Source organism: Pseudomonas sp. GW456-L13 (assembly GCF_017350115.1).
In the GTDB taxonomy this organism is placed as follows: Bacteria; Pseudomonadota; Gammaproteobacteria; order Pseudomonadales; family Pseudomonadaceae; genus Aquipseudomonas; species Aquipseudomonas jessenii.
The window spans coordinates 1449487-1475111 of sequence record NZ_JACNAS010000001.1 but is presented as its reverse complement, the minus strand read 5'-3'; the positions used below and the strand labels follow the sequence as shown (position 1 = coordinate 1475111).

Annotated in this window: 27 protein-coding genes; 8 read left to right on the top strand and 19 right to left on the bottom strand. The window is 59.8% G+C overall.

The annotated features are described in order from the left end of the window. Positions 1-150: 150 nt before the first annotated feature. Positions 151-888 carry a septum site-determining protein MinC gene (gene minC, locus J4D25_RS06645; protein ID WP_057716648.1) on the bottom strand — a complete coding sequence of 246 codons (738 nt, stop codon included), beginning with the start codon at positions 886-888 and terminating at the stop codon, positions 151-153. 118 nt (positions 889-1006) lie between these two features. Between minC and J4D25_RS06640 the strand changes: the two genes are divergently transcribed. Next, complete coding sequence (locus J4D25_RS06640) at positions 1007-1939, top strand: lipid A biosynthesis lauroyl acyltransferase (protein ID WP_057715766.1); 933 nt, start codon at positions 1007-1009, stop codon at positions 1937-1939. A 132-nt stretch (positions 1940-2071) separates the two neighbouring features. After that, entirely contained in the window at positions 2072-3244 is a 1173-nt protein-coding gene (locus J4D25_RS06635; protein WP_057715765.1) for a patatin-like phospholipase family protein, read from the top strand. A gap of 115 nt (positions 3245-3359) precedes the next feature. Here J4D25_RS06635 and J4D25_RS06630 read toward each other — a convergent pair whose 3' ends face one another. The 8 genes from J4D25_RS06630 to puuE all read right to left on the bottom strand — a co-directional run bounded on the left by J4D25_RS06630 (position 3360) and on the right by puuE (position 11508). Next, positions 3360-4145 carry an outer membrane protein OmpK gene (locus tag J4D25_RS06630; protein ID WP_057715764.1) on the bottom strand — a complete coding sequence of 262 codons (786 nt, stop codon included), beginning with the start codon at positions 4143-4145 and terminating at the stop codon, positions 3360-3362. Positions 4146-4522: 377 nt separating this feature from the next. Continuing rightward, positions 4523-5308 (bottom strand): outer membrane protein OmpK, encoded by a 786-nt coding sequence (locus J4D25_RS06625; protein ID WP_057715763.1) that lies wholly within the window; start codon positions 5306-5308, stop codon positions 4523-4525. 168 nt (positions 5309-5476) lie between these two features. Then, on the bottom strand, positions 5477-6835 hold the full coding sequence (locus tag J4D25_RS06620) for a nucleobase:cation symporter-2 family protein (RefSeq protein ID WP_057715762.1): 1359 nt from the start codon (positions 6833-6835) through the stop codon (positions 5477-5479). Positions 6836-6999: 164 nt separating this feature from the next. Continuing rightward, a complete protein-coding gene (locus J4D25_RS06615) occupies positions 7000-8304 on the bottom strand; it encodes a urate hydroxylase PuuD (protein ID WP_057715761.1) in 1305 nt (434 codons plus the stop codon). Positions 8305-8354: 50 nt separating this feature from the next. Further along, on the bottom strand, positions 8355-8858 hold the full coding sequence (locus J4D25_RS06610; protein WP_007993087.1) for an ureidoglycolate lyase: 504 nt from the start codon (positions 8856-8858) through the stop codon (positions 8355-8357). Positions 8859-8982: 124 nt separating this feature from the next. Beyond that, the gene (gene alc / locus J4D25_RS06605; protein WP_057715760.1) at positions 8983-9978 is read right to left on the bottom strand and encodes an allantoicase; all 996 of its coding nucleotides are present in this window, start codon (positions 9976-9978) and stop codon (positions 8983-8985) included. A 91-nt stretch (positions 9979-10069) separates the two neighbouring features. Then, entirely contained in the window at positions 10070-10585 is a 516-nt protein-coding gene (gene uraD, locus J4D25_RS06600; RefSeq protein WP_057715759.1) for a 2-oxo-4-hydroxy-4-carboxy-5-ureidoimidazoline decarboxylase, read from the bottom strand. Then, positions 10582-11508, bottom strand: coding sequence for an allantoinase PuuE (gene puuE / locus J4D25_RS06595; RefSeq protein ID WP_057715758.1), 927 nt, complete (start codon positions 11506-11508; stop codon positions 10582-10584). Before puuE ends, uraD begins: the two co-directional genes overlap by 4 nt. 434 nt (positions 11509-11942) lie before the next feature. On the opposite strand from puuE, the gene uraH reads away from it, so the two are divergent. Next, complete coding sequence (uraH, locus tag J4D25_RS06590) at positions 11943-12296, top strand: hydroxyisourate hydrolase (RefSeq protein WP_003223171.1); 354 nt, start codon at positions 11943-11945, stop codon at positions 12294-12296. Between the two features lie 209 nt (positions 12297-12505). Here uraH and J4D25_RS06585 read toward each other — a convergent pair whose 3' ends face one another. The 3 genes from J4D25_RS06585 to J4D25_RS06575 all read right to left on the bottom strand — a co-directional run bounded on the left by J4D25_RS06585 (position 12506) and on the right by J4D25_RS06575 (position 15287). Beyond that, positions 12506-13132, bottom strand: coding sequence for a LysE family translocator (locus J4D25_RS06585; RefSeq protein WP_057715757.1), 627 nt, complete (start codon positions 13130-13132; stop codon positions 12506-12508). A 72-nt stretch (positions 13133-13204) separates the two neighbouring features. After that, positions 13205-14554 carry an NCS2 family permease gene (locus tag J4D25_RS06580; protein ID WP_057715756.1) on the bottom strand — a complete coding sequence of 450 codons (1350 nt, stop codon included), beginning with the start codon at positions 14552-14554 and terminating at the stop codon, positions 13205-13207. A gap of 289 nt (positions 14555-14843) precedes the next feature. Further along, positions 14844-15287, bottom strand: a complete 444-nt coding sequence (locus J4D25_RS06575; protein ID WP_057715755.1) for a MarR family winged helix-turn-helix transcriptional regulator — start codon at positions 15285-15287, stop codon at positions 14844-14846. An 82-nt stretch (positions 15288-15369) separates the two neighbouring features. On the opposite strand from J4D25_RS06575, the gene J4D25_RS06570 reads away from it, so the two are divergent. Next, positions 15370-16536 carry a PLP-dependent aminotransferase family protein gene (locus J4D25_RS06570; protein WP_057715754.1) on the top strand — a complete coding sequence of 389 codons (1167 nt, stop codon included), beginning with the start codon at positions 15370-15372 and terminating at the stop codon, positions 16534-16536. Between the two features lie 166 nt (positions 16537-16702). Here J4D25_RS06570 and J4D25_RS06565 read toward each other — a convergent pair whose 3' ends face one another. The 5 genes from J4D25_RS06565 to J4D25_RS06545 all read right to left on the bottom strand — a co-directional run bounded on the left by J4D25_RS06565 (position 16703) and on the right by J4D25_RS06545 (position 19480). Next, positions 16703-17074, bottom strand: coding sequence for a glutathione S-transferase N-terminal domain-containing protein (locus tag J4D25_RS06565; RefSeq protein WP_046042961.1), 372 nt, complete (start codon positions 17072-17074; stop codon positions 16703-16705). Positions 17075-17178: 104 nt separating this feature from the next. Next, complete coding sequence (gene folE, locus J4D25_RS06560) at positions 17179-17724, bottom strand: GTP cyclohydrolase I FolE (protein WP_007988130.1); 546 nt, start codon at positions 17722-17724, stop codon at positions 17179-17181. 77 nt (positions 17725-17801) lie between these two features. Then, the gene (locus J4D25_RS06555) at positions 17802-18359 is read right to left on the bottom strand and encodes a Smr/MutS family protein (protein ID WP_057715753.1); all 558 of its coding nucleotides are present in this window, start codon (positions 18357-18359) and stop codon (positions 17802-17804) included. 78 nt (positions 18360-18437) lie between these two features. After that, the gene (locus tag J4D25_RS06550) at positions 18438-18758 is read right to left on the bottom strand and encodes a hypothetical protein (RefSeq protein ID WP_008048404.1); all 321 of its coding nucleotides are present in this window, start codon (positions 18756-18758) and stop codon (positions 18438-18440) included. Positions 18759-18889: 131 nt separating this feature from the next. Continuing rightward, positions 18890-19480 carry a cysteine hydrolase family protein gene (locus J4D25_RS06545; protein WP_056721821.1) on the bottom strand — a complete coding sequence of 197 codons (591 nt, stop codon included), beginning with the start codon at positions 19478-19480 and terminating at the stop codon, positions 18890-18892. Positions 19481-19718: 238 nt separating this feature from the next. On the opposite strand from J4D25_RS06545, the gene prmB reads away from it, so the two are divergent. Beyond that, positions 19719-20627, top strand: coding sequence for a 50S ribosomal protein L3 N(5)-glutamine methyltransferase (prmB, locus tag J4D25_RS06540; protein WP_057715752.1), 909 nt, complete (start codon positions 19719-19721; stop codon positions 20625-20627). Between the two features lie 128 nt (positions 20628-20755). Here the strand turns inward: prmB and J4D25_RS06535 are convergent, their stop codons facing one another. Both J4D25_RS06535 and J4D25_RS06530 read right to left on the bottom strand, forming a co-directional pair. Further along, a complete protein-coding gene (locus tag J4D25_RS06535; protein ID WP_057715751.1) occupies positions 20756-21547 on the bottom strand; it encodes a hypothetical protein in 792 nt (263 codons plus the stop codon). A gap of 88 nt (positions 21548-21635) precedes the next feature. Continuing rightward, the gene (locus J4D25_RS06530) at positions 21636-22634 is read right to left on the bottom strand and encodes an alpha/beta hydrolase (protein ID WP_057715750.1); all 999 of its coding nucleotides are present in this window, start codon (positions 22632-22634) and stop codon (positions 21636-21638) included. Positions 22635-22717: 83 nt separating this feature from the next. On the opposite strand from J4D25_RS06530, the gene aroC reads away from it, so the two are divergent. Genes aroC through J4D25_RS06515 form a run of 3 tightly spaced genes read left to right on the top strand, consistent with a single transcriptional unit; the run spans position 22718 to position 25607 of the window. Continuing rightward, positions 22718-23809, top strand: coding sequence for a chorismate synthase (aroC, locus tag J4D25_RS06525; protein WP_057715749.1), 1092 nt, complete (start codon positions 22718-22720; stop codon positions 23807-23809). 29 nt (positions 23810-23838) lie between these two features. Then, the gene (locus J4D25_RS06520; RefSeq protein ID WP_057715748.1) at positions 23839-24990 is read left to right on the top strand and encodes an MFS transporter; all 1152 of its coding nucleotides are present in this window, start codon (positions 23839-23841) and stop codon (positions 24988-24990) included. Beyond that, positions 24987-25607: a methylthioribulose 1-phosphate dehydratase gene (locus J4D25_RS06515; protein ID WP_057715747.1), complete on the top strand. Its 621-nt coding sequence runs from the start codon at positions 24987-24989 to the stop codon at positions 25605-25607. The genes J4D25_RS06520 and J4D25_RS06515 overlap by 4 nt, the downstream gene beginning before the upstream one ends. The last annotated feature ends 18 nt before the right edge of the window (positions 25608-25625 follow it).

Sequence of the window (25625 nt, the reverse complement as noted above, 5' to 3'; positions counted from 1 at the left end):
TGAAAAACTACTGCAGTCGGACAGCCTTGGCTGGAATCCGGTTTTGAGCGGCGTTTACCCCCGGTAAACACTGCTTTCGGCCTTTTTCCTACTTCGTTTGAGCCGTTTTCGCTACGTTTTAGAGATGCTTGGAAAATGCGGCAGTATCCGTTAAAGCCGAATGATGTTCAACACGTCGCCGGACAGGCTGACCTGCACACCCGAACCCCATAGCGGGTCGCGGCGCAGATCTTCGGAAACCTTGTAATGCCCGGCGATGGAAATCAGTTCAGCACTCATTTGCTGACAGAAAATCCGCGCCTTGGTGTCGCCCTTGACGCCGGCCAACACGCGACCACGCATCGGGCCGTATACATGGATGTTGCCATCGGCGAGAAGTTCCGCTCCCGGGCTTACCGAGGAGATCACCACCAGATCGCTGCCCTGGGCATAAATCTGCTGGCCACCGCGTACCGGCGAGGTGATGATTTTCGTCGGCTTGATGGTCGGCTCGGGCGGTTTTTCCGGTTTTTTCTTCGGTTCGCCTTCGGTCAGGTCCAGTGGACGCTCCCGGGCACCGGACGGTGGCAGTACCGGCAGGTCGACCGCGATGGCGGCGGCAATGTCTTCGATGCGGCTCGCGCGGATCGCCAGGGTACGCAGGCCATGCTGGCGGCAGACGCGCATCAGCCCTGGCAGATCGACCGCGCCTCCGTTGGCCGGGAGTTTGTCCAGGGCCAGTACCAGTGGCGCGTTGCTGAAGAAGTTGGGCGCCTGGGCGACCTTGGCGGCCAGTTGCCGATCAAGGCTTTCGAGGTCGTTACGGGCCAGTTCCAGCACCGTAATGGCCAGCATGCTGCCCTTCAACTGGAACACGGGATCTTGGTCTTGCGGTTCGGTTTGGCTCATGGTCGGCATACAACGACTTGTCACTAAAAGTGCCGAGACTTATAACGAGAACGCCCGCGGGCCGCAAGCCGGGTCGAACGATGTAGAATGCGCGGCCATTGTCATTCCGGAAGCATTAATGGACCGCCCGCGTTTTCGAAAAGCATTTCTATCTCCACGTTTCTGGCCACTGTGGTGTGGCCTGGGGCTGTTGTGGCTGATCGTCCAGCTGCCGTACCCGGCACTGCTGTGGATCGGTCGCGCACTGGGCGCATTGATGTATCGGGTAGCCGGCGACAGACGGCGCATTGCCAAGCGCAATCTGGAACTGTGTTTTCCTGAAAAAACCGCCGCCGAACGCAAACGCCTGCTCAAGGAAAACTTCGCCTCCACCGGCATCGCATTCTTTGAGATGGCGATGAGCTGGTGGTGGTCGCGCAAGCGCCTGGCAAATCTTGCTCATATCGAAGGGCTGGAGCATTTGCAGCAGGCTCAGCGTGAGGGCAAGGGCGTGATCCTGATGGCCCTGCACTTCACGACGCTGGAAATCGGCGCGGCGTTGCTCGGTCAACAGCACACCATCGACGGCATGTACCGCGAGCACAAGAATCCGCTGTTCGACTACATCCAGCGCCAGGGCCGCGAGCGGCACAACCTCGATTCGCTGGCGGTGGAACGCGAAGACGTGCGCGGCATGCTCAAACTGCTGCGCGCGGGCCGGGCGATCTGGTACGCACCGGATCAGGACTACGGCGCCAAGCAAAGCATTTTCGTGCCGCTGTTCGGCATTCAGGCCGCGACCGTCACCGCCACGAGCAAGTTTGCGCGGCTGGGCAAGGCGCTGGTGGTGCCGTTCACCCAGGAACGTCTGGCGGACGGCAGCGGATATCGCCTGGTGATCCATGCGCCGCTCGAAGGCTTCCCCGGCGAAACCGAGGAGGCCGACTGCCTGCGCATCAACCAATGGATTGAAAGCGTTCTGCGCGAGCATCCCGAGCAATACCTGTGGGCCCATCGCCGCTTCAAGAGCCGTCCACCGGGCGAGCCCAAGCTGTACGCCAAGCGCGTGTAGGAGCGAGCACGCTCGCGATGGTGGCCAACGATAACGCGGGACACCTGACCCCCGCGGCGTTTTCACAACCATCGCGAGCAAGGGAACAGGTTGAAACAACGAAATCCCATCAAGCACCATGGAGAGTTGTGCATGAGTCCAGGCGAACCGGTTACAGGGTTGATTCTTTCCGGTGGCGGGGCTCGGGCGGCCTATCAGGTCGGGGTGCTGGCGGCGATTGCCGAATTGCTGCCGCCGGGGGGCCGCAATCCGTTCCCGGTGATCGTCGGCACCTCGGCGGGCGCGATCAACGCCGTCAGCCTCGCCAGCGGGGCGATGGACTTTCGTAACGCCATCGAACGCCTGACGGCATTCTGGCAGGGCTTTCGCAGTCATCTGGTGTTGCGCAGCGACTGGCCCGGGGTGGTCCGCCAGGCCAGCCGTTTTGTCAGCCACAGTTTGCTCGGCATCGGTGCCCAGGTTCCGGTGGCGCTGCTCAACAGTTCTCCGTTGCGGGATTTGCTCAACGACAAGCTGCATATGGGTGGCATCGCCGAAGCGATCGCACAGAAGCAATTGCATGCGGTGGCGGTTACCGCGTTCGGCTATGAGTCCGGCCAGGCCGTCACCTTCTATGAGGGCGGCGGCAAGATCGATGCCTGGTTGCGCCATCGGCGTATCGGTGTTCCCACCCGGTTATCCGTTGAACACCTGCTCGCCAGTTCGGCCATCCCGCTGCTGTTCGCCCCGGTGAAAATCGGCGAAGAGTATTTCGGTGATGGCGCGGTGCGTCAGTCGGCGCCGATCAGTCCGGCGTTGCATCTGGGTGCCAGTCGGGTGCTGGTGGTGGGCGTCAGTGGCAACCCCCGCGGGATTGACCCGCGACAACCCTTGTTGCGTAGCTACACCGGTCAGCAGCCGTCCCTGGCGCAGATCGGCGGGCACATGCTCAACAGTACGTTCATTGACAGCCTGGAAAGCGACATCGAGCTGTTGCAGCGCCTGAACCAGTTCAGTCACCTGATGCCCGACGGTACACCCACCCGCGCTTTGGGCGTGGCGCCGGTGGACGTGTTGGTGATTTCACCGAGCCAGCCGATCGATGAGATTGCCGCGCGTCATCGCCAGGAATTGCCGGCGGCATTGCGCCTGTTTCTGCGCGGGCCGGGGGCGACCAAGACCAGCGGGGCGGGGGTTTTGAGCTACCTGCTGTTCGAGGCGGGGTATTGCAGCGAGTTGATTGAACTGGGGCGGCGGGATGCGTTGGCCAAGCGCGGGGAGTTGTGCCGGTTTCTTGGAATTGGGGAGTCTTTGGTTTCGGCTTGAGATGTAGGAGCGAGCCCGCTCGCGATGGACGAAAGGACACCGCGGGGTATCAGGACCCCAGCGTTATCGTTCACGACCATCGCGAGCGGGCTCGCTCCTACAGGAGGTGTTCAGATCAGAAGTGAACCTTGACCAGGAAGCTGGTCACGCTCTGATCGGTCTTGAAGCCCTCGCTGTCTTCGATACCGTATTTGTTTTTCCAGTAGTCATACTCGACACCGACGTACAGCTGCTTGGCACCCAGATTCAACGCCTTGCCCAGGTCGTATTTGACCTGCGGGTTGAAGTGCAGGTTGGCGTGGTACTCGCCTTTGCTGTTGACGTCGTTGTCTACCACCCAGTCCATGAAGCCGTCGATCAGGACGTCCGAGCCACCCACCGGAATGGTGTAGGACCAGACCGGAGTGATCTGCCAGACATCGTCACCCGGACGGCCACCCTCGGTGTGACGATTATAGAAGTTCAACTGGAAGTAATCGAAACCAGGAATGGCCAGGTCGAAACCAGGACCGACCAGGTACGACTCGGTGTCGTCTTCGCCGAACTCATACGTCATGGCCAGCAGCACGTCCTTGATCGGGCCGAACTCCAGCTTCTGGTCAAAGATCTTGCCGAACGACAGGCGTGGCTGGAATTCGCCGTAGTGAGTGTTTTCACCCGCGAAATGGTCTTCCTTGCCGTTGTAGAAGATTTTGTCGATGAAGAAGAAGTTGTCGCCGTACTTCCAGGCATCGGCGTGTTCGAAGGTCACCGTCTGCTGGATGCGCGGGTTGACCTGGAAGTCCTTGCCATACAGATAGGTCAGGCTGTTGTTTTGCCACTGCAGCAAATCGCCGGCCATGGCCTGGCCCCCGGCCAGCATCGATCCCGCCAGCATCAGGCTAGTGCACGTACGTTTCATTCGGTTGCTCCCAAAAAGTAGGTGGTTCCACGTTATTTTTTTAAGGTCGGCGCTCTGGTGTGGCGCCTTTTTCTGTAGCGGTAAAAAATCATCCATTCGGTCAGCTTTAATGCTGTTAGCAAGAGCTGAGCCAAGGCTTTCAAAAAGCAAAAAAACTCCCGTTCGACGGCTCAAGAGCGGTCGATTGAGAGGGGTTTTGGAGTGCCTTGGTGCCTGCCAGAGCCGGGATAAGTTGGCTTTCTGGTCAGGTTTTACATCCGGGCTTTTTTTTAAACCGGATTCGGGCGGCCGCGGAGAATACTGACTCCTCGGCCAGGTCTCAAGTGCTCCGCAACGGCGCACCGACGGCAGGTTTTGGGCACGGTTGCGGAGCAGCATCAGAAGTGCACCTTTACCAGCAGGCTGGCGGTGTTTTCATTGGTGTTGAAACGGGAGCTGTCCTGGACGCCGTATTTGTCTTTCCAGTAGCTGTATTCGGTGCCGACATACACCTGTTTCTCGCGCCAGCCCAGGGCTTTGCCCAGGTCGTATTTGATCTGCGGGTTGAAGTGCAGGTTGGCGTGATAGGTGCCGCGGGCGTTCTGGTCGTTATCCACCACCCAGTCGATGTAGCCGTCGATCAACAGGTTCGAGTTGCCCAGTGGCAGGGTGTAGGACCAGGCCGGGCTGATTTGCCAGACATCATCGCCAGGGCGCGAGCCTTCGGTCTGGCGGTAATAGAAGTTCAGGGTAAAAAAGTTGAAACCCGGTACCGCCAGGTCGAAACCGGGACCGATCAGGTAGGCCTCGGTGTCGTCTTCGCCGTTCTCGTAGGTCATGGCCAGCAGCACGTCCTTGATCGGGCCGAATTCGAAACGGCGGTCGAGGATCTTGCCGAAGGAGAGGCGTGGGCTGAACTCGCCGTAATAGGCATGAACGCCTTTGTTTCGGTCTTTCTCGCCGTTGTAGTAGGTGCTGTCGATGAACATGAAGTTGTCGCCGTACTTCCAGCGGTCGGCGTGTTCGAAGGTTATCGTCTGCTGGATCGCCGGGTTGATCGCGAAGTTCTTGCCATACAGATAGCTCAGGCTGTTGGTCTGCCACAGCAGCAGATCGCCGGCCATGGCCTGACTCGCGGCCAGCAGGCCAGCACCCAACAGCAGGTTGGTTTGTGTCCGAATCATCTGTTGCTCCCTCTTGTTTTTATTTTAAGGCGCAGGAAACCCTTACCCTGTAGGAGCGAGCCTGCTCGCGATGGTCGTCAACGATTACGCGTGTTATCTGGATAAACGCGGTGTTCTCGGGTTCATCGCGAGCAGGCTCGCTCCTACAGGGGGGCGTGTGTTTCCGGGTTAATGCGTGTGAGCGTGGCAGTCGTTGATGGCCGCGCGTTCGGCGCCACCAAGGATGTTGAACAGCAGGTTCAGCGTCAGCGCGCTGAGGGTGGCCATGGCGATGCCGCTGTGGGTGATCGGGCTCATCCACACGGGCAGGTGGGCGAAAAACTCCGGGCGTACAACCGGGATCAGACCCATGCCGATGCTCACCGCCACCAGCAACTGGTTGCGACGGTCACCGATGTCGGCCTCCTGGAGAATCTTGATTCCGGTGGCGGCGACCATGCCGAACATCGCAATCGCTGCGCCGCCCAGTACTGCCGGAGGAATCGACGCCACCAAAAACGCGGCTTTGGGCAGCAGGCTCAGGACGATCAGCAGTCCGCCGGCAACGATGGTCACCGAACGGCAACGCACGCCGGTCATCTGTACCAGGCCGATATTCTGGGCGAAGGAGGAGTGGGTGAAGGTGTTGAAGAAGCCGGCGAAGAACGAAGCGCCGGCATCGCACAACAAGCCTCGACGCAGCATCCGTGGACAGACTTCCTGGCCGGTGATCTTGCCCAGCGCCAGGAACATCCCGGTGGACTCGACGAAGATGATCACTACCACCAGACACATCGACAGGATCGGCGCGAGTTCGAATTTGGGCATGCCGAAGTGCAGCGGAGTGACGAATTGCAGCCATGGAGCCTGAGCCATGCCGCTGAGGTCGACCATGCCGAGCAGGCCGCAGAGCACATAGCCCAGGCACATGCCGATCAGCACGGAAATATTGACCCAGAAACCGCGCATGAAGCGATGCACCAGCAAGATGGTGCCCAGTACCAGTGCGGCGATGGTCAGGTAAATCGGTGAACCGAATTGAGTGGCGCTGGCACCGCCGCCGGCCCAGTTCACAGCCACGGGGAACAGCGACAAACCGATCGAGGTGATGACTGTGCCGGTCACCAGCGGCGGGAAGAAGCGTACGACTTTGGACATGAACGGGGCGATGATCATGCCGAAGAACCCGGCGGCGATGGTCGCGCCGAAGATCCCTTGCAGGCCGATACCGGGCATGCCGGCCATGGCGACCATGCTGCCGACGGCGGCGAAACTGGCGCCCATCATCACCGGCATGCGAATGCCCATGGGGCCGATGCCGAGGGACTGGACGATGGTGGCGATACCCGCCACCAACAGGTCGGCGTTGATCAGGAAGGCGATTTCTTCACGACTCAGGCCAGCGGCCTGTCCGATGATCAGCGGTACCGCGATGGCACCACCGTACATCAGCAGAACATGTTGCAAACCGACCAGGATCAGTTGCAAGAGGGGCAAACGCTGAATGGCGGGTGCGTCGGGGATGCGCGCTTCGGATAGCTCGGACATGCAACACCTCGGATCTTTTTATTCTTGTGATTTACAGCTGCAGTGCTGCTGGCAGCTGTATTCGAATCTGGTGGACCGCGTTGCGGCCAATCGCAGGCAAGCCAGCTCCCACACAGGCCATGCAAAACCTGTGGGAGCGAGCTTGCCCGCGAAGCTTTTAGCGATTAATTGGTCTGGGCTCCCTGCACAATCCAGGCACCGATCAGGTCACGTTCCTGCTGAGTCATCTGCGTGATGTTGCCCAGTGGCATGATCTGGCTGGTGACGGCTTGCGCCTGAATCCGCGGTGCGTTCTGGCGGATCTGCTCGGGAGTGTCCAGCATCACACCGGCCGGTGCCGCGCTGAACAACGGGCTGGTTGGCTTCGCCGAGTGGCAAACCGTGCAACGTTCCTGAATCACGCTGTGCACCTTGTCGAAACCCGGGCCGGCATTGGATGCCTGAGCCGGAGCGGCAGCAGGTGCTTGTGCAGGTTTGGCTTCAGCAGGTTTCAAACCACCGCCCACTGCGGTTTCCGGCAGCGGCTGGTATTCGATTTTCGCTGGAGCGTTGGCCACTTCTGGGGCGCTGGACATCGGCTTCGGACCGGACACATAAGCCAGGCAGATCATGCCCACCGCTGCCACCGGCAGGGTCCAGGCAAACTTGTGGCTGTCGTGACGGGTGTTGAAGTAGTGACGCACCAACACCGCCAGTACCGCGATCCCGGCCAGGATCAACCAGTTGTACTGGCTGCCGTAGGTGCTCGGGAAGTGGTTGCTGATCATGATGAACAGCACCGGCAAGGTGAAGTAGTTGTTGTGACGCGAACGCAACAGGCCTTTGGCCGGCAGCGCCGGATCCGGCGTGCGGTTCTCGGCAATCGCCGCAACCAGTGCGCGCTGTGCCGGCATGATGATGCGGAACACGTTGCCGACCATGATGGTGCCGATGATCGCGCCGACGTGAAGGTACGCACCCCGACCGCTGAACACTTTGCTGAAGCCGTAGGCAGCGCCGATGATCAGGACGAACAGGATGAAACCCAACAGGGCAGGGCGTTTGCCCAGGGCCGAGTCGCACAGGAAGGAGTAGATGAACCAACCGATGAACAGCGAGCCGAGGCCGATGGCCACGCCTTCAGGACCGCTCAGGGTGCTGCCCGGAGCCAGCAGGTAGAGCGTCGGGTTGGAGTAGAACACCACGCACAGCAGCGCGATACCCGACATCCAGGTGAAGTAGGCTTCCCATTTGAACCAGTGCAGGTTGTCCGGCATGGTCGGTGGAGCCAGTTTGTATTTTTCCAGGTGATAGATACCGCCGCCGTGGATCGCCCACAAATCACCGGCCAGACCGCTTTTCGGATTGACCCGATTGAGGTTGTTTTCCAGCCAGACGAAGTAGAACGACGCACCGATCCAGGCCACGCCAGTAATCATGTGAACCCAGCGCACGCTCAGGTTCAGCCATTCCAACAGATGTGCTTCCACAGTCTTTACCTCTCGCCTGTCACTCTGTTGTCGAGTGATCAGACCTTCTCTTATTGGTGGGGGGCGAGGATCAAACGCTCATCCTCTTTGAAAAAATGCTCATCGCAGTTATTGCCTGTGCCACTGCGATCAACCACCAGGAAGTCATCCCGCTTTTCGATCGTCAGCACCGGGTGGTGCCAGACGCCGCGATGGTAATTAATGCCCTGCCTGCCGTTGGTGACGAAGGCGCGGACCAAGCCTGATACAGGTTCATCGCCAAGTGGCGCGACCACGATCAGAAAGGGGTTGCCGAGCAGCGGAATGAAAGCCTGGCTGCCCAGCGGATGGCGTTCCAGCATGCTGACGGTCAGCGGCATGTCCTGCGCATCGGCGCGGAAGATGCTGATGATCGCGTTGTCCTCTGGCTTAGCGGTTTCGACCACAGCCAGTTTATGGAAGCGCATGGTCGAACCGTTGTTGATCATGAAGTGATCGCTGCCGTCGGTTTCGATCACGTCACCGAAAGGGGCGAAGGCTTCTTTGGTCAGCGGTTCAATCGTCAGTGTGCGCATGCTGTTCTTATCCGAATTCTGTGTTGTTAGTTCTATCGCCATCGCGAGCAAGCTCGCTCCCACAGTGGACTGTGGCGTTCACAAAACCTGTGGGAGCGAGCTTGCTCGCGATTGGTCCCACCGCTTATTTAGCGACCTTGCCCAAAACGCGCAGGCGGCTCACACCACCATCCGGGAACACGTTCAGGCGGATGTGGGTGATCGGGCCCAGTGCCTTAATCTGCTCGGCGAAGGTGTGTTCGGCGTGCATTTCCAGCTTCTGGCTTGGCAGCAGTTCGCGCCAGAACAGCGACTGGGTTTCGATCTGGCTGTCGGTACCGCCCTTCACGAACGCGCCCTGGATCGAGCAGCTGTCCGGGTAGTTGCCTTTGAAGTGCAGGGTGTCGACGATGACTTTCTCGACTTCGCCGGCATGACCCAGCGCGACGATGACCCAGTCATTGCCCGGGGTACGACGACGCGCGGTTTCCCAGCCATCGCCCATGTTGATGCCACGGCCCGGGTTGAGGATGTTACTCATGCGACCGAAGTGTTCATCGGAGCAGGCGAGGGCGCGACCACCGTTAAGGGCTGCAGCCAGGTCGACTTGCTCGTTGTCACCGGTAGCCGACCAATCACGGAACGGCACGCCGTACACGCGCAGACGGGCCACGCCGCCATCCGGGTAGATGTTGAAGCGCAGGTGGCTGAAGGCCTGGTCGTTGTTGATTTCGTGGTAGTGGTGGCTGTTGCCTTGCAGCTCGACGGCCGACAGCACTTCAACCCACTGGGTGTTTTCGTTCGGCTCGCCTTCGGTCAGGAAGCAGGCTTCCAGGGACGCCGATGGCGGGAAGTTGCCGGTGAAGAATGAAGTGTCGATGTCGACGCCCTTGATCGAACCCGGTACGCCCAGGCGGATCACTGCGCTGTCGAAGCCTTCGAAGCGCTTGCGGCGCGATTCCCAGCCGTCCATCCACTTGCCGTTGTCATCGAACACGCCCTCCTTCCATACGGCCGGGGTCGGTTGGAACAGACGGTTGGCGTCTGCGAACCAGTCATCGGTGACCGAGATGATTTTGGTGCCCAGGCGGGCATCGGCCAGGTTGACGAACTTCTCGAAAGGTACGGCGTAAGCTTTCATTCTTCTTGTCTGCCTTTAAATAAGTGGCTTGGGATACTTGCCAGGCCCCCGGGCGGTTTCGGCGTTCTTGAATCCGCTGGGGCCAGGCTTGCTATAGGGTCAGTAATCGGAACAGGGCGATCTTGTTGATCTCCGCCAGCGCGCACTTGAACTCGGTGTCGACCGGGTTGTGGATGCGCGTTTCGAACGCTGCGAGGATCTGATGCCGGTTGCTGCCTTTTACCGCCATGATGAAGGGAAACTTGAACTTGGCTTTGTAGGCGTCGTTCAGCTCGGTGAAGCGAGAAAACTCTTCGGCCGTGCATTGGTGAATACCGGCGCCAGCCTGTTCATTGGTGCTGGCTTCGGTAAGTTGGCCCTGGACGGCGGCTTTGCCGGCCAGGTCCGGGTGAGCGTTGATCAATGCCAGCTGACTGGTGTGATCGGCGCTCAACAGGATGTCGCTCATGCGCTGGTGCAGGGTTTCGATCTCATCGATCGAGGCATCCTGGCCCAGGTCGTAGGCCTTCTCGGCCACCCATGGCGAATGTTCGTAGATGTCGGCGAAAGCGGCGACGAAGGCGTCGCGGCTCAGGGCCGAAGGTTTGACGGTTTGAAAGGTGCTCATTTGGCAGCCCCTGTGTACGGGTGGGTTTCTTGCCAGTGACGCGCGATGTCGACGCGACGGCTGAACCACACCTGTTCATGACTTTTAGCGTATTCGATAAAGCGCTTGAGTGAAGCCAGACGCGCCGGACGGCCGATCAGGCGGCAGTGCAGGCCGATCGACAGCATCTTCGGAGCCTCGGCGCCTTCGGCGTAGAGCACGTCGAACGCATCTTTCAGGTATTCGAAGAAGTCGTCGCCCTTGTTGAAACCCTGGACCTGGGTGAAGCGCATGTCGTTGGTGTCCAGGGTGTACGGGATCACCAGGTGCGGCTTGCCGGTCGGGTTGTTCGGTTCCCAGTAGGGCAGGTCGTCGTCGTAGGTGTCGCAGTCGTAGAGGAAACCACCTTCTTCCATCACCAGGCGACGGGTGTTCGGACCCGTGCGGCCGGTGTACCAGCCCAGCGGGCGAGTGCCTGTGATTTCGGTAAGGATGCGGATCGCTTCGAGCATGTGCTCGCGTTCCTGGGCTTCGTCCATGTACTGGTAGTCGATCCAGCGATAGCCATGGCTGCAGATCTCGTGGCCGGCATCGACCATGGCGCGGATTACGTCCGGGTGACGCTGGGCGGCCATGGCCACGGCGAAGATGGTCAGTGGAATGTCGAATTCCTTGAACAGCTTCAGGATCCGCCACACGCCGGCACGGCTGCCATACTCGTAGAGGGATTCCATGCTCATGTTGCGCGCGCCTTGCAGCGGCTGGGCTGAAACCATTTCCGAGAGGAACGCTTCGGATTCTTTGTCGCCGTGCAGGATGTTGCGCTCGCCGCCTTCTTCGTAATTGAGTACGAACGACAGGGCAATACGGGCATTGCCCGGCCAGTGGGGGTGAGGAGGGTTACTGCCGTAACCGACCAGGTCGCGTGGGTAGTCAGCGCTCACTGCAGGCTTCCTTCTTATTCGATGATGACGGTTGGTGTGACGCAGCTGAAAATGGGATGGCGGGCTTGCGTCACAGCGATGGGCTGATTGTATACAACTTTATATTCACTTTGTAAGCCTGATTTTTCGCATTTTTCACCGACTGTCATCTTTTACTGCTATTGGCGTGAGCCTGCAAGAAATCTGCCTGACTGGTCAATTATTGATTGAAGGGTTCATAGACTGTGCGGTTTGGCGGGAAATCGGCGGTAAATATGCAGATGGCGGACGCCATACGAAAAATGTCGTTTTTATTGTGTACAATTTTTTTGAAAAGTGTCTTAATTAGTCGCTCGCCGCAGCTTTTCGTGCTCCGAATCGGTGCGGTCTCCTTTTCAACTGACTTCGGGAGGCGCGAAGTCTGACTGCTCCACGCAGGCAGGCGCGCAGAATCAATGGGACGTTTGACTACACACGTTTTGGACGCAGCACACGGTTGCCCGGGCAGCTCGATCAAGGTCGAGTTGTACCGCGTTGAAGGATCGCACCTGGAATTGGTCGCCAGCGCGATAACCAACAGCGATGGCCGTGTCGATGCACCGCTGCTGCAAGGCGATGACTACCGCACCGGGGTCTATCAGGTTCAGTTTCATGCCGGCGATTACTACCGCGCCCGTGGCGTTCAGCTGCCGGAGCCTGCATTCCTTGATGTGGTGGTGCTGCGTTTTGGCATCTCCGCCGAGCAGGATCACTACCATGTGCCGTTGTTGATTTCGCCTTACAGCTACTCCACCTATCGCGGCAGCTGATCCCCCAGGCAGCTGCTGCAACCTGGAAGCGACTGCGCATATAGCTTCTTTGGTCTTTCGCCCGCTCACACTGCGGGCTTTTTTTCGTCTTCTGTAGGAGCAGCCGGTCGACGCTCGATTGCTCGCGATGGAGGCCCAGACAACGCGGGCATTCAGATGGCCCACGTCATCGTTAACGTCCATCGCGAGCAAGCTCGCCCCTACAACTGTTATCGGCTCAACAACGATGCAGCCCCCGCACCACTGAACAACCCCGCACTGATCCTGTTGAACCAGCTCTGGCCCTTGCCGCTGCGCAGATACCGTGCCGCACCATGGGCGCTGAGGCCGTAGGCCAATTTGCACAGCAGGTCGAGCACGGTCCAGGTCACGATCATCACCAGCAGTTGTGGCAGGAACGGCTGTTCGGCACTCAAGAACTGCGGCAGGAAAGCGGCGAAGAACAGGATGTCTTTCGGGTTGCTTGCGCCCAGCATGAACGCACGCCCGAACAGTGCGCGAAAGCGTGGCACCGGCGCGGCCTGTGGCACTTCCGCGCCATGGGAAGGCAGGCGCGATTGCTGCCAGCTCTGCCAGGCGAGGTAGAACAGGTAAAGGGCGCCAAGAATCTTCAGGGCACTGAACAGCTGTTCCGACGCCAGCAACAACGCCCCCAGGCCCAGCGCCGAAGCACTCAGCAGGCAGATCGATGCCGACACGCCGCCGAGAAAGGCCGGGTAAGAGCGGCGCAAGCCGTAATTCAGACTGTTGCTGATCATCAGCAACGACAGCGGCCCCGGGATCAGGATCACTATCAGCGCAGCGCCGCTGAACAGCAGCCAGGTTTCCAGACTCATCACTTTCCTCCATTTGCACAAAAGCCCCACCCGACGGGGTGAGGCTGTTTTCAAGCGTGTACCGCGTGTGGTTTACAAGAAGATGAACTTGGCGATGAAGATCGCGCAGAGCACCCACAGGCTCACCGAAATTTCCTTGTACTTGCCGGTACCGGCCTTCATCGCCACATAGGTGATGAAGCCCAGTGCGATGCCGTCGGCGACCGAGAAGGTCAGCGGCATCATGATTGCGGTAACGATCGCCGGAATACTGTCGGTGGCTTCGTCCCATTCGATGTGGGCCATGCCGCCCATCATCAGCATCGCTACATAAATCAGCGCACCCGCGGTTGCATAGGCAGGGATCATGCCGGCCAGCGGTGCGAAGAACATGGCTGCAATAAATAGCACACCTACGGTCACTGCGGTAAGACCAGTCCGACCACCCGCTGCGACACCGGCAGCACTTTCCACGTAGCTGGTGACCGGCGGAACGCCGACTACCGCACCGAATACGCTGGAAGCACTGTCGGCTTTCATGGCGCGGGAGAGGTTTTCGATCCTGCCATCAGCGCCCACCAGGTTGGCACGCTGGGCAACGCCCATCAGGGTGCCTGCGGTGTCGAACATGTGCACGAAGAGGAAGGCCAGGACCACGCTGACCATGCTGATGTTGAATACACCCACAACGTTCATGGCCATCCAGGTCGGAGCCAGGCTCGGTGGGGCGGACATGATGCCCTCGTAGTGCACCAGCCCAAGGCCCCAACCGGCGAGGGTCACGGTGATGATGCTGATGAGGATCGCGCCGAACACCTTGTGATAGCTGAGGATGGCGATCATCAGGAAGCACACGGCGGCGAGCAGCGGACCGGGTTCGCGCAGGGAGCCGAGCTTGATCAGGGTCGCCGGGCTATCGACGACGATACCTGCGGTTTTCAGGCCGATCAGCCCCAGGAACAGACCCACGCCGGCGCCCATGGCGAAGCGCAGGCTGACCGGGATGCTGTTGAGCAGCCATTCGCGGATCCGCGAGAAGGTCAGGATCATGAACAACACACCGGACACAAACACCGCGCCGAGGGCGGTTTCCCAGTTGTAGCCCATGGTGCCAACCACGGTGTAGGTGAAGAAGGCGTTCAGCCCCATGCCTGGTGCCAGGCCGACCGGCCAGTTGGCGTACAGGCCCATCAACAGGCAACCGAGTGCCGCGGCGATACAGGTGGCGACGAACGCCGCCCCGTGATCGATCCCGGCGTCGGCCATGATGTTGGGGTTGACGAAAATGATGTAAGCCATGGTGATGAAGGTTGTCAGACCGGCAATCAGCTCGGTCTTCACCGTGGTGCCGTGCAAGCTGAGTTTGAACAGACGTTCCAGCAAGCCATTGCGTAATGGCGGCGAGATTTCCAGCGTCGGTGCTTCGGATTTGCGGCTTTCCACAGCGAGTACTCCTCAAGAGTTTTATTTTTATTTCCAGGGCCGGATCCGAGAGGGGTGGCAGCGGCCCTTTGAGGTACTTGCGAATTTGTTGACCGCTTGGTCAGGAACTCGCACGAAGTGGATTATGCTTTTGTATACAAAGAAAGCAAATAATGTTTTTGATTTTGTAGACGAAAAGTTTGGCAATAGGGATATATCGCCTGTTCCGATGCCATCGCGGGCAAGCTCGCTTCCACAGTTGATCGCATACCCCTGTAGGAGCGAGCCTGCTCGCGAAGGACTTTCGGGCTCAGGTTTTTTGTTGATTCTCCCCAAGCGCCAGATTCACCGCCAGCCAGCCATTCACCGCCGTCTCCCCAGCCTCGGCAAACACCCGCTCCAGCAATTTCACCTGCTCACGGCGCAACGACTGTTCGAAACGAGCGCCGTCATCGGTCAGTTCCAGCAGCCGCTTACGCTTGTCCGACTCGGACGCGACGCTGTCCACCAGATGCATCTCGACCAACTGACGCAACGGCATGTTCAACGCCTGCTTGCTCACCCCGAGTAAAGCCAGCAGTTCCTTGACACTCAGGTTCGGATAGCGGGCGATGAAAAACACAATGCGCTGATGCACCCGACTCAGGCCGCGACGTTCGAGCATTTCATCGGCCTTGGCGGTGAAGGCCTGGTAGCCGAAGAAAAACGCTTCCATGGCTTGCTGCTGGGAAAGCGGGTTTTTAAGGTCAAGCATATTGACGTATCCGTTCGGGGAGGCGTAATTTCGGTCAACAAGTTTGACTCATTTTTCACATGCCTCGCTACCGGTGATCCCCATGGCTTTTTCCGAACGTGTCTCACGCCTTAAAAGTTCCTTGATCCGTGAAATCCTCGCTGCGGCCCAACGTCCGCAGGTGATGTCGTTTGCCGGCGGCTTGCCGGCCGAAACCATGTTGCCGAAGGTCGAGTGGGCCGAGATGCCGGTTTCCATGGGCCAATACGGCATGAGCGAAGGCGAACCGGCGCTGCGCGAAGCGCTGGCCGCCGAGGCGCGAGCGTTGGGAGTGCCATGTGAGGCAAGTCAGGTACTGGTGGTCAGCGGCTCACAGCAGACCCTCGACCTGGCCGCCAAGCTGTATATCGACAAGGGCACCGAAATTCTGCTCGAAGCGCCGACTTATCTGGCGGCATTGCAGATTTTCCAGCTGTTCGGCGCCGACTGCCTGACCGTGTCGCTGGAGGCTGACGGACCGAACTTGACGGCGCTACGTGCTCGCCTGGAACAACACCGCCCGGCTTTCATCTACTTGATCCCGACATTCCAGAATCCATCGGCGGTGCGTTACAGCGAAGCCAAACGCAACGCGGTGGCGGCATTGCTCGATGAGTTTGGCGTGACGCTGATTGAGGACGAGCCTTACCGCGAGCTGACCTTTGACGGTGGCTGCGCCACGCCGATTGTCAGTCGCTTGAAGAGGGCCAGCTGGATCTATACCGGGACCGTGTCGAAAACCCTGTTGCCGGGTTTGCGTGTCGGCTACTTGATCGCCAGCCCGGACCTGTTTCCACATCTGTTGAAACTCAAGCAGTCGGCGGATTTGCACACCAATCGGGTCGGCCAGTGGCAGGCGCTGCAATGGATCGGCACCGAGAAATATCAGCAACACCGTAGTGAGTTGCGCGATTTTTATCGGGGGCGTCGGGATGCGTTTCAGGCTGCGCTGGAAACGCACTTCTCCGATCTGGCGGACTGGAACGTGCCGCAGGGCGGGCTGTTCTTCTGGTTGAAACTCAAGCAGCCGCAAGACACCCGCACCTTGCTGAATGCCGCGCTGGCCAACGACGTGGCGTTCATGCCGGGGGAGCCGTTCTTCCCCGAGCCGGACAACCATCCGGGGTATCTGCGATTGAACTTCAGCCACATTGATCCGGCGCGGCTGGATGAGGGGCTCAAGCGGTTGGCGGCGGTGGTGCGTGCTGCCCAGGCCGCAAAAGCAGCCTAGATACAAATAAACCGGCCAATGGGCCGGTTTATTTTTGTCTGAAATTTATGGTGCCTGTGCCGGCCTCATCGCGAGCAAGCTCGCTCCCACAGGTTTTGTGTACACCACAAGTCCACTGTGGGAGCGAGCTTGCTCGCGATGGGGGCATCAGCCCCGCCCAAATTTTTCAGGCTGCCGCAAAACGCTTGTCCAGATAATCAATGATCACCTTGGACTCGTACATCCAGGTGGTCTGGCCATTCTCTTCAATGCGCAGGCACGGCACCTTGATCTTGCCGCCTTGCTCCAGCAAGGTCTGGCGATCCTGTTCGTTGTTCTTCGCGTCGCGAAGGGCCACCGGCACATTCAGGCGGCGCAGGGTACGGCGAGTCTTCACGCAGAACGGGCAGGCGTGGAATTGATACAGCGTCAGGCCCTTGGCAGCCGAATTGACCTGTGCCTGAACTTCCGCCGGGCGCTGCTTCTTGCCTGGGCGGGTGATGAAGTCGATGAAGATGATCAGTTGGCCAAGGCCGACACGAAGCGCTTTTACGAACACGTTGAAAGCCTCACGGTGCAAACGAATAAGGGCGCGCAGCTTACCTGATTTTTTGCGGGCGAAAAAAAACCGGCGATGAACGCCGGTTTTCTTCGTGCCGCAAATTACTTGATGAGGCTGAGGAATTCGCTGCGGGTGGCGGCGTTCTCGCGGAACTCACCGAGCATCACCGAGGTGATCATCGTCGAATTCTGCTTTTCCACGCCGCGCATCATCATGCACATGTGCTTGGCCTCGATCACCACCGCAACGCCTAGGGCGCCGGTGACCTGCTGGACCGCATCGGCGATCTGGCGGCTGAGGTTTTCCTGGATCTGCAGGCGGCGGGCGTACATGTCGACGATCCGCGCGACTTTCGACAGGCCCAGGACCTTGCCGCTCGGGATGTAGGCGACGTGAGCCTTGCCGATGAACGGCAGCAGGTGGTGTTCGCACAACGAGTACAACTCGATGTCCTTGACCAGCACCATTTCGCTGTTGTCGGAGCTGAACAGGGCACCGTTGGTGACCTCTTCCAGTGTCTGTTCATAGCCGCGGCAGAGGTACTGCATGGCTTTGGCGGCACGTTTTGGCGTGTCGAGCAGGCCTTCGCGGGAAACGTCCTCGCCGAGCTGGCCGAGGATCGCCGTGTAATTCTGTTCCAGGGACATGAAACTACCTGTGGGATTTTACGCAAAGGGCAAGGGTACGGTGACGGACACGACGCTGCAAGCGTGACGCGTCAGCTTTACTCGTCACGACCTTCCATCATGGTGCGTTTGAGCATCACATAAACCGCGCCGGCACCACCATGTTTCGCCTGGCACGAGGTAAAGCCGAGTACCTGTGGATGCTGGCGCAGCCAGGTGTTGACGTGGCTTTTGATCATCGGCCGCTTGCCGTCCAGGCGAACAGCCTTGCCATGGGTGACGCGCACGCAGCGGATTTCGAATTTGGTGGCTTCAGCCAAAAATGCCCAGAGGGTTTCCCGGGCCTTTTCCACGCTCATGCCGTGCAGGTCGAGGCTGCCTTCGAAAGGAATCTGCCCGACCTTGAGCTTGCGCATCTGGCTTTCCTGCACGCCATCGCGGGCCCACATCAGCTCGTCTTCAGGGCCGACGTCGATGACGAACTGATCGGACAGCCCGTCGACGGTGGTGGATTCGGTGCGCACGGTGGCCGCTTGACGCAGCTTGGCAATCTGCGCGCGGTCAGCCTTGGGTTTGCCGGTTTCGGCGCGATCGTGCTTGATCGGCTTGACGCCTTGGATCGCGCTTTTGAACAGGGAAAAATCGTCGTCTTGCATGTCAGCCTCCGCGAAGGGCGGCCAGTTTACCCAACTCGAAGCGAATCGGGCGCGACAAAAACGCGCGCGATGCCAGGCTCAGTCGTGTTTTTTCATCAGGTGCGGGGACATGGCCAGCTCCCGCGACTGCCGCGAGCGACGACGGCAACGGCGCCATAGCCAAACACCGAGGTACAGCACGAACAGGCCGATGGCCAGGATCACGGCAGCACCGGTGCGGCTTGTGTTCAATTCACCCAGGGCGGGTGCGTGGCCGAGCAGGCTGGCGGCACCGGCCATGGCGAGCAACACGCCGCACATCGCCAGCAACGCCGCGAACGTCGCGCCGATTCGAAAACGCCAGTTGCTTTGGCCTTTGGGCCGCAAGCGGCGAGCGTCAAAACCATCGGATAACTTCATTCCGACCTTCCTCAATGGGTATCGGCCCTTCGACCGGGAGTTGACCGGGATGTTCCTGAGGCTAAGACAATTACGGCAAATGGGAGGCTTTTGCGGATGAGCGGCGTTCCAGGCCGCTCATTGAGCGTCGATCAGATCAGTTCACGGGTCAGCGCGAGGGTGGCGAAGTTGTCGCCCATGATCGCCATTTCCGTCTGATGGACGTGTGCGGCACTGAGTACGCCGCCCTTGTAAGGCAGGTCGCGGGTGGCGCAGGCGTCTTCCACCAGGGTGCAGCGGAAGCCCAGGTTCTTGGCGGCACGCACCGTGGTGCTGACGCTGGAGTGGCTCATGAAGCCGCAGACGATCAGGTCAAGGGCGCCGAGGTCTTCCAGGCGTTGTGCCAGTTCGGTGCCGTGAAAAGCGCTTGGCAACAATTTGCCGATGACGGTTTCATCGCTCTGTGGCTCCAGGCCCGGAATGAACTCACCACCTACGCCCTGTGGGTTGAACAGCCCGCCGAGGGTGCCGAGGTGGCGGACATGCACGATCGGCCGGCCGGCGGCGCGGGCAGCGGCGAGCAATTGCTTGATGTTCGCGACAGCTTCATCCATGCCGCTCAGGGCCAGGGGACCGCTGAGGTATTCTTTCTGGGCATCGATGATGACCAGGGTGGCATGGCTCAGATTGGCCGCTGCATAACCGCGGCCGCTGAGTTGAAACATCGTTTTTGGAACAGACATTCTGGGGCTCCTTGGAGTGGGGCTTTTGCGCCATTGTCCTCTGGCTGAGCGGTTCTGTGAATCGCTACGATCGTAGGTGCCGTCGTTGCTGGCCTGTAGCCTTGTCAATAGTCACGTTTTGTTCAATAGCCTAGCGAAAAAATGGATAACTCCTACATTTGAATCGGTACTTTCCCGCGTCGTCGTGAAGTCGTTTGACTGGTAGAATCCCCCGTCGATTTTTCTGGAGTTTGCCGTCGTGATCACTTCCCGCCTTCGTACCCTGCGTGACCATATCCGTTGGGCCGTCAGCCGCTTCCATGGGGAGGATCTTTTTTTCGGCCATGGCACTGACAACGCCTGGGACGAAGCCCGGCAATTGGTGTTGGGCGCGTTGCACCTGCCATGGGAAATATCCGACAGCTACCTCGACTGCAATCTGGAAGAAGACGAAGTGGTTCACCTGCAGCTTTTGCTCAAGCGCCGCATCGAAGATCGGGTGCCTACCGCGTATCTGCTGGGCGAGGCCTGGTTCTGTGGCATGTCGTTCATCGTCGATGAGCGTGTGCTGATCCCGCGCTCCCCCATCGGCGAGTTGATCGAAAACCGTTTTACCCCGTGGCTGGCTACCGAGCCGGCGCGGATTCTCGACCTGTGCACCGGTTCCGGTTGCATCGGCATCGCCTGCGCCTATGAGTTCCAGCATGCCGAGGTGGTGTTGGCGGACCTGTCGTTCGAAGCGCTGGAAGTGGCCAATCAGAACATCGAGCGCCATGGTGTCGATGAGCGTGTGTACACGGTGCAGGGCGACGGTTTCGAGGGCTTGCCGGGTCAACGTTTCGACCTGATCGTGTCGAACCCGCCCTACGTCGATGCGGAAGATTTCGCCGACATGCCGGACGAATACCAGCACGAACCGGAACTGGGCCTGGCCTGCGGTGATGACGGTTTGAACCTGGTGCGGCGCATGCTTGCCGAGGCGGCGGATCACCTGACCGAGAAGGGCTTGCTGATTGTCGAAGTGGGCAACAGCCAGGTGCACGTCGAGGCGTTGTACCCGGAAGTCGACTTCGCCTGGCTGGAGTTCGAGCGTGGCGGCCATGGTGTGTTCATGCTCAGCGCGCAGCAGTGTCGTGAGCATCAGGCGTTGTTCGCTTCTCGCGTCTGACCTTGTAGGAGCGAGCTCGCTCGCGATGGACGTAAGGGCGACGTGTTTATTCAGAATACACGCGTCATCGTTAACGTCCATCGCGAGCAAGCTCGCTCCTACAATGAATGCGCCGCGGTCTCAAGCCTTCAACGATGCGTGGCAATCCAGATCAACAACCCCGCCTGAAACACCGCAAATGCCACCAGGCAGGTGATGGTGAATCGCAACCCGGCGTCTTCGCGTTTGTACTTGCTGACCTTTTCTTCGTGTTTCTTGAGTTTGACTTCCTGCTCGGCCAGGTTCTGTTCGGCTTGCTGGAGCATCTGCGCCGCCTCGAGGATTTCCACGACCTGCAGTTTTTCGCTGTTCCAGTCGCCAGAAAGGTCGCCGACCTTGACCGGCTTGACGCTGCCTTTCAAATGCTGGGCATCGGCATACGCCACGTCGAAACCGTGCACGCGTAAAAAATGATCGCGGCGCAGGCGAGTGTCTTCGTTCAGTGCATCCTTGTTGTTCAGGTCAAAGCCGTCGACGGTGTAGGTCGGCCAGCGCTTTTTCGCCCAATTGATGCCCTGGGCCGCCATGTAGCGACCAATGCCACGGTTCAGCGGTTCAATCTGCAGTCCGCTTTCCGGTCCGAAATGCACGCGTTTTTCAGCGTGATCGACCCACACGTCCAGATGATTCTGTTCCTTGCGTACGCGCTGGCCGGGCAGGGTGATGTTCATGCGCATCAGGCTGTGCGTCTTGTCATTGCGTTCGGCATAGCCTAACTCGATAAAGCGCAATGGGCGTCCGCCTGTGTTGCGGTCAGTCTGCAGCGGCGCCAGACGGAGCATCTTGTGGTGCTCGACGTGGAGGTCCGCCCAGGGCAGCTCGACCGCTGGCGGTGCGTCTTTTTCAGCGCTGGTGTCGGGTGAAGTCTGGGTGTCAGTCATAACGGCGAGATCCTGTCCAAGCTCAGCTTGTCGCCAACCAATGTGTTGGCGACAAAGGCTTATCGGCCGTTTTTTTCAAGACTGGAGGTTAACTGGCGCGAAGTCCGTCAATAAAACCGAGAATTCGCGTGCCCAGTTCCGCCGCCAGGGGCAGCTGCGGGTCCTTATAGGAGGCCAGTTGGCGTTTGACGTCGTTAGGCACGATGCGCATGACGTGGTTCATGCCCTCGATCAGCGCCAGTTCGGCGTCCGGTTTGGCAGCCTTGAGCAGCCTTGCGTCATTGACGCCGACCTGGATGTCGTTGCTGCCCTGGATGATCAGTGCTGGCATCTTCAACTTCGCAAATGCCGCGGCCGGGTCCTGGCGGAACAGGGAAATCAGGTAAGGCTGCACGCTCGGACGGAAAATCACCTGCAAGGGTGGCGGCACATTGTCGTCGGTTTTTCCGGCCTTGAGGCTGTCGAGCAATTGATTGCTGCGCAGCATCAGCGGTTGAGGCAGGCGATTGCCCAGTTGCTCGCGAATGACCTGATCCACCGGTCTTGCGCTGCCGGAGACAGATATCACCGCGTCGGCATCGATATCCGGCGCAGCGAGGCTGGCGATCAGGGCGCCTTCGCTGTGACCCAGCACGATCAACTGGCCAAAACGCGGATCGGTCTTGAGTTTCCGGCCCCAGGCTTGGGCGTCGGCCACATAAGCTTCCACCGTCAGATTGCGTTCATCCGGGGTCGCCGCCAGGCTCGCGGCCACGCCACGCTTGTCGTAACGCACGCTGGCGATGTTGTGTTTGGCCAGCACCCAGGCCAGGCGCTTGAGGCTGTCATTGCGCCCGCCGTCGGCGTTGTTTCCGTCACGATCCGTAGGGCCGGAGCCTGAAATGATCAGGACAACCGGCACTCGATTGTCGGATTTTGGCAGCAACAGCGAGCCGAAAAGCTCGCCGGTGCCCGTATCCAATGTGATCGGTCGTTGCAGGACAGTCGCCTGGGCGAAGCCGGAAATCAGGGTAAGGCTCAAGGCTAGAACTCGCAGCATCATCGCGCCATTATCAAGAAGATGCCGGTTGGACTCACGGGCACCCATAAGGTTCGAGGATGAACTACTTGGGTAGCCTGCGTATACTGGCGCGCATTACGTATTCAGGTTCATTTCACGGAGCGTCCTGCATGTCCGGCAATACCTACGGCAAGCTGTTCACTGTCACCACCGCGGGCGAAAGCCATGGCCCGGCGTTGGTCGCCATTGTCGATGGCTGCCCGCCGGGGCTGGAGATATCCCTGGAGGATCTGCAGCGTGACCTGGACCGCCGCAAGCCCGGCACCAGCCGCCACACGACCCAGCGCCAGGAAGCCGACGAAGTCGAAATCCTCTCCGGCGTGTTCGAAGGCCGCACCACCGGTTGCGCCATCGGCCTGTTGATCCGCAACACCGACCAGAAGTCCAAGGACTACTCGGCGATCAAGGACCTGTTCCGCCCGGCCCACGCCGATTACACCTACCACCACAAGTACGGCGAGCGCGATTATCGCGGCGGCGGTCGCAGCTCGGCCCGGGAAACCGCGATGCGCGTCGCGGCCGGTGCGATTGCAAAAAAATACCTGGCCAGCCAGGGCATCGTCATTCGCGGCTACATGAGCCAGTTGGGGCCGATTGAAATACCGTTCAAGACCTGGGATTCGGTCGAGCAGAACGCCTTCTTCAGCCCGGACCCGGACAAAGTGCCTGAGCTGGAGGCCTATATGGACCAGTTGCGTCGCGACCAGGATTCGGTCGGTGCGAAAATCACCGTGGTCGCCGAAGGCGTGATGCCGGGCCTGGGCGAGCCGATCTTCGATCGCCTCGACGCGGAGCTGGCCCATGCGCTGATGAGCATCAACGCGGTCAAGGGCGTGGAAATCGGCGCCGGTTTTGCCAGCGTCGCCCAGCGTGGCACCGAGCATCGCGATGAAATGACCCCGGAAGGTTTCCTCAGCAACAACGCGGGCGGCATTCTCGGCGGTATTTCCTCCGGTCAACCCATCGTTGCGCACCTGGCGCTGAAGCCGACGTCGAGCATCACAACGCCGGGCCGTTCCATCGACATCCATGGCAACCCGGTGGAAGTGATCACCAAGGGCCGTCACGACCCGTGCGTGGGCATCCGCGCCACGCCGATTGCCGAGGCGATGATGGCCATCGTGCTGATGGATCACCTGCTGCGCCATCGTGGGCAAAACGCCGACGTGCGTGTGAGCACGCCGGTGCTGGGTCAGCTGTAAATGGCTGACATCATGGTCGCAGCCGTCTGATGGCGACTGCGGCGCTCCCGTACTGGCGGCTCTCCAGTTTCTATCTGTTCTATTTCGCCTTGCTCGGTTCGACAGCGCCGTTTCTGGCGCTGTACTTCGATCACCTGGGGTTCAGCGCAGCGCGGATCGGCGAGCTGGTGGCGATCCCGATGCTGATGCGCTGTGTGGCGCCGAACATCTGGGGCTGGCTGGGCGACTACACCGGTCGGCGACTGGCCATCGTGCGCTTCGGCGCGGTGTGCACGCTGCTGACCTTTTCGCTGATCTTCGTCAGCAAGACCTACGCCTGGCTGGCGATGGTCATGGCCTTGCATGCGTTCTTCTGGCACGCGGTGTTGCCACAGTTCGAAGTCATCACCCTGGCGCATTTGCAGAGCCAGACCTCGCGCTACAGCCAGATTCGCCTGTGGGGCTCGATCGGTTTCATCATCACCGTGGTCGCGCTGGGCCGTTTGTTTGAATGGCTGAGCCTGGACATCTATCCGGCGGCGCTGGTGCTGATCATGGTGGGCATCGTGCTCAGCAGTCTGTGGGTGCCCAATGCCCAACCGGCCCCGGGCAACCGGGTGGCGGGGGAGGGATTCCTCAAGCAACTGCGCAACCCCGGCGTTTTGGCGTTTTACAGCTGCGTGGCGCTGATGCAAATGAGCCACGGACCGTATTACACGTTCTTGACCTTGCACCTTGAGCGCCTGGGTTACAGCCGGGGTGTGATCGGCATGCTCTGGGCGGTCGGCGTGGTCGCCGAAGTCCTGATGTTTCTGGCCATGAGCCGGATCTTTGCGCGCTTTTCACTGCGCCGGGTGCTGATGGCCAGCTTTCTGCTGGCGGCGTTGCGTTGGCTGTTGCTGGGTTCGCTGGCAGAGTTTCTTTGGGTACTGCTGTTTGCCCAGATCCTGCACGCGGCGACGTTCGGCAGCTTTCACGCCGCTGCCATTTCATTCGTGCAACGTAGCTTCGGTGCGCGCCAGCAAGGCCAGGGCCAGGCGCTGTACGCCGCATTGGCCGGCACCGGCGGTGGGTTGGGCGCGTTGTATTCCGGCTACAGCTGGAATGCCCTCGGCGCGGCATGGACATTTAGTATTGCCAGTCTCGCAGCCGTCGCGGCTGCCGTTATCATTGCCACACGTATGCAAGAGGACAGGCCATGAGCCTTACCCGTGAACAACTCGCCCAGGAAATCATCGACGCCGGGCGTTTTCTGTATGGCCGCGGCTGGTCGCCGGCCACCAGCAGTAATTACTCGACGCGCCTGTCGCCGAGCGAAGCCTTGTTGACCGTGTCCGGCAAGCACAAGGGGCAACTGGGCATGGACGACGTGTTGGCCACCGACCTGTCCGGCAACAGCCTGGAACCGGGCAAGAAACCGTCCGCCGAAACCCTGTTGCACACCCAGCTCTACAGCTGGCGCCCGGAGATCGGTGCCGTGTTGCACACCCACTCCGTGAACGCCACCGTGCTGTCGCGCCTGACGCCGCAAGACTTTATCGAGTTCGAAGACTACGAACTGCAAAAGGCCTTCAGCGGTGTGACGACCCACGAATCCCGGGTGCGGGTGCCGATTTTCGACAACGACCAGGACATTGCGCGACTGGCCGCCAAGGTGCAGCCTTGGCTCGACGCCCATCCCGATTGCGTCGGCTACCTGATCCGTGGCCATGGCCTGTACACCTGGGGCGCGCGCATGAGCGATGCCCTGCGGCAGATCGAGGCCTTTGAATTTTTGTTCGAGTGCGAGTTGAAGATGCGCTCGCTCTTTAAAGCATGAACCGTTAAGGAGTTGCCC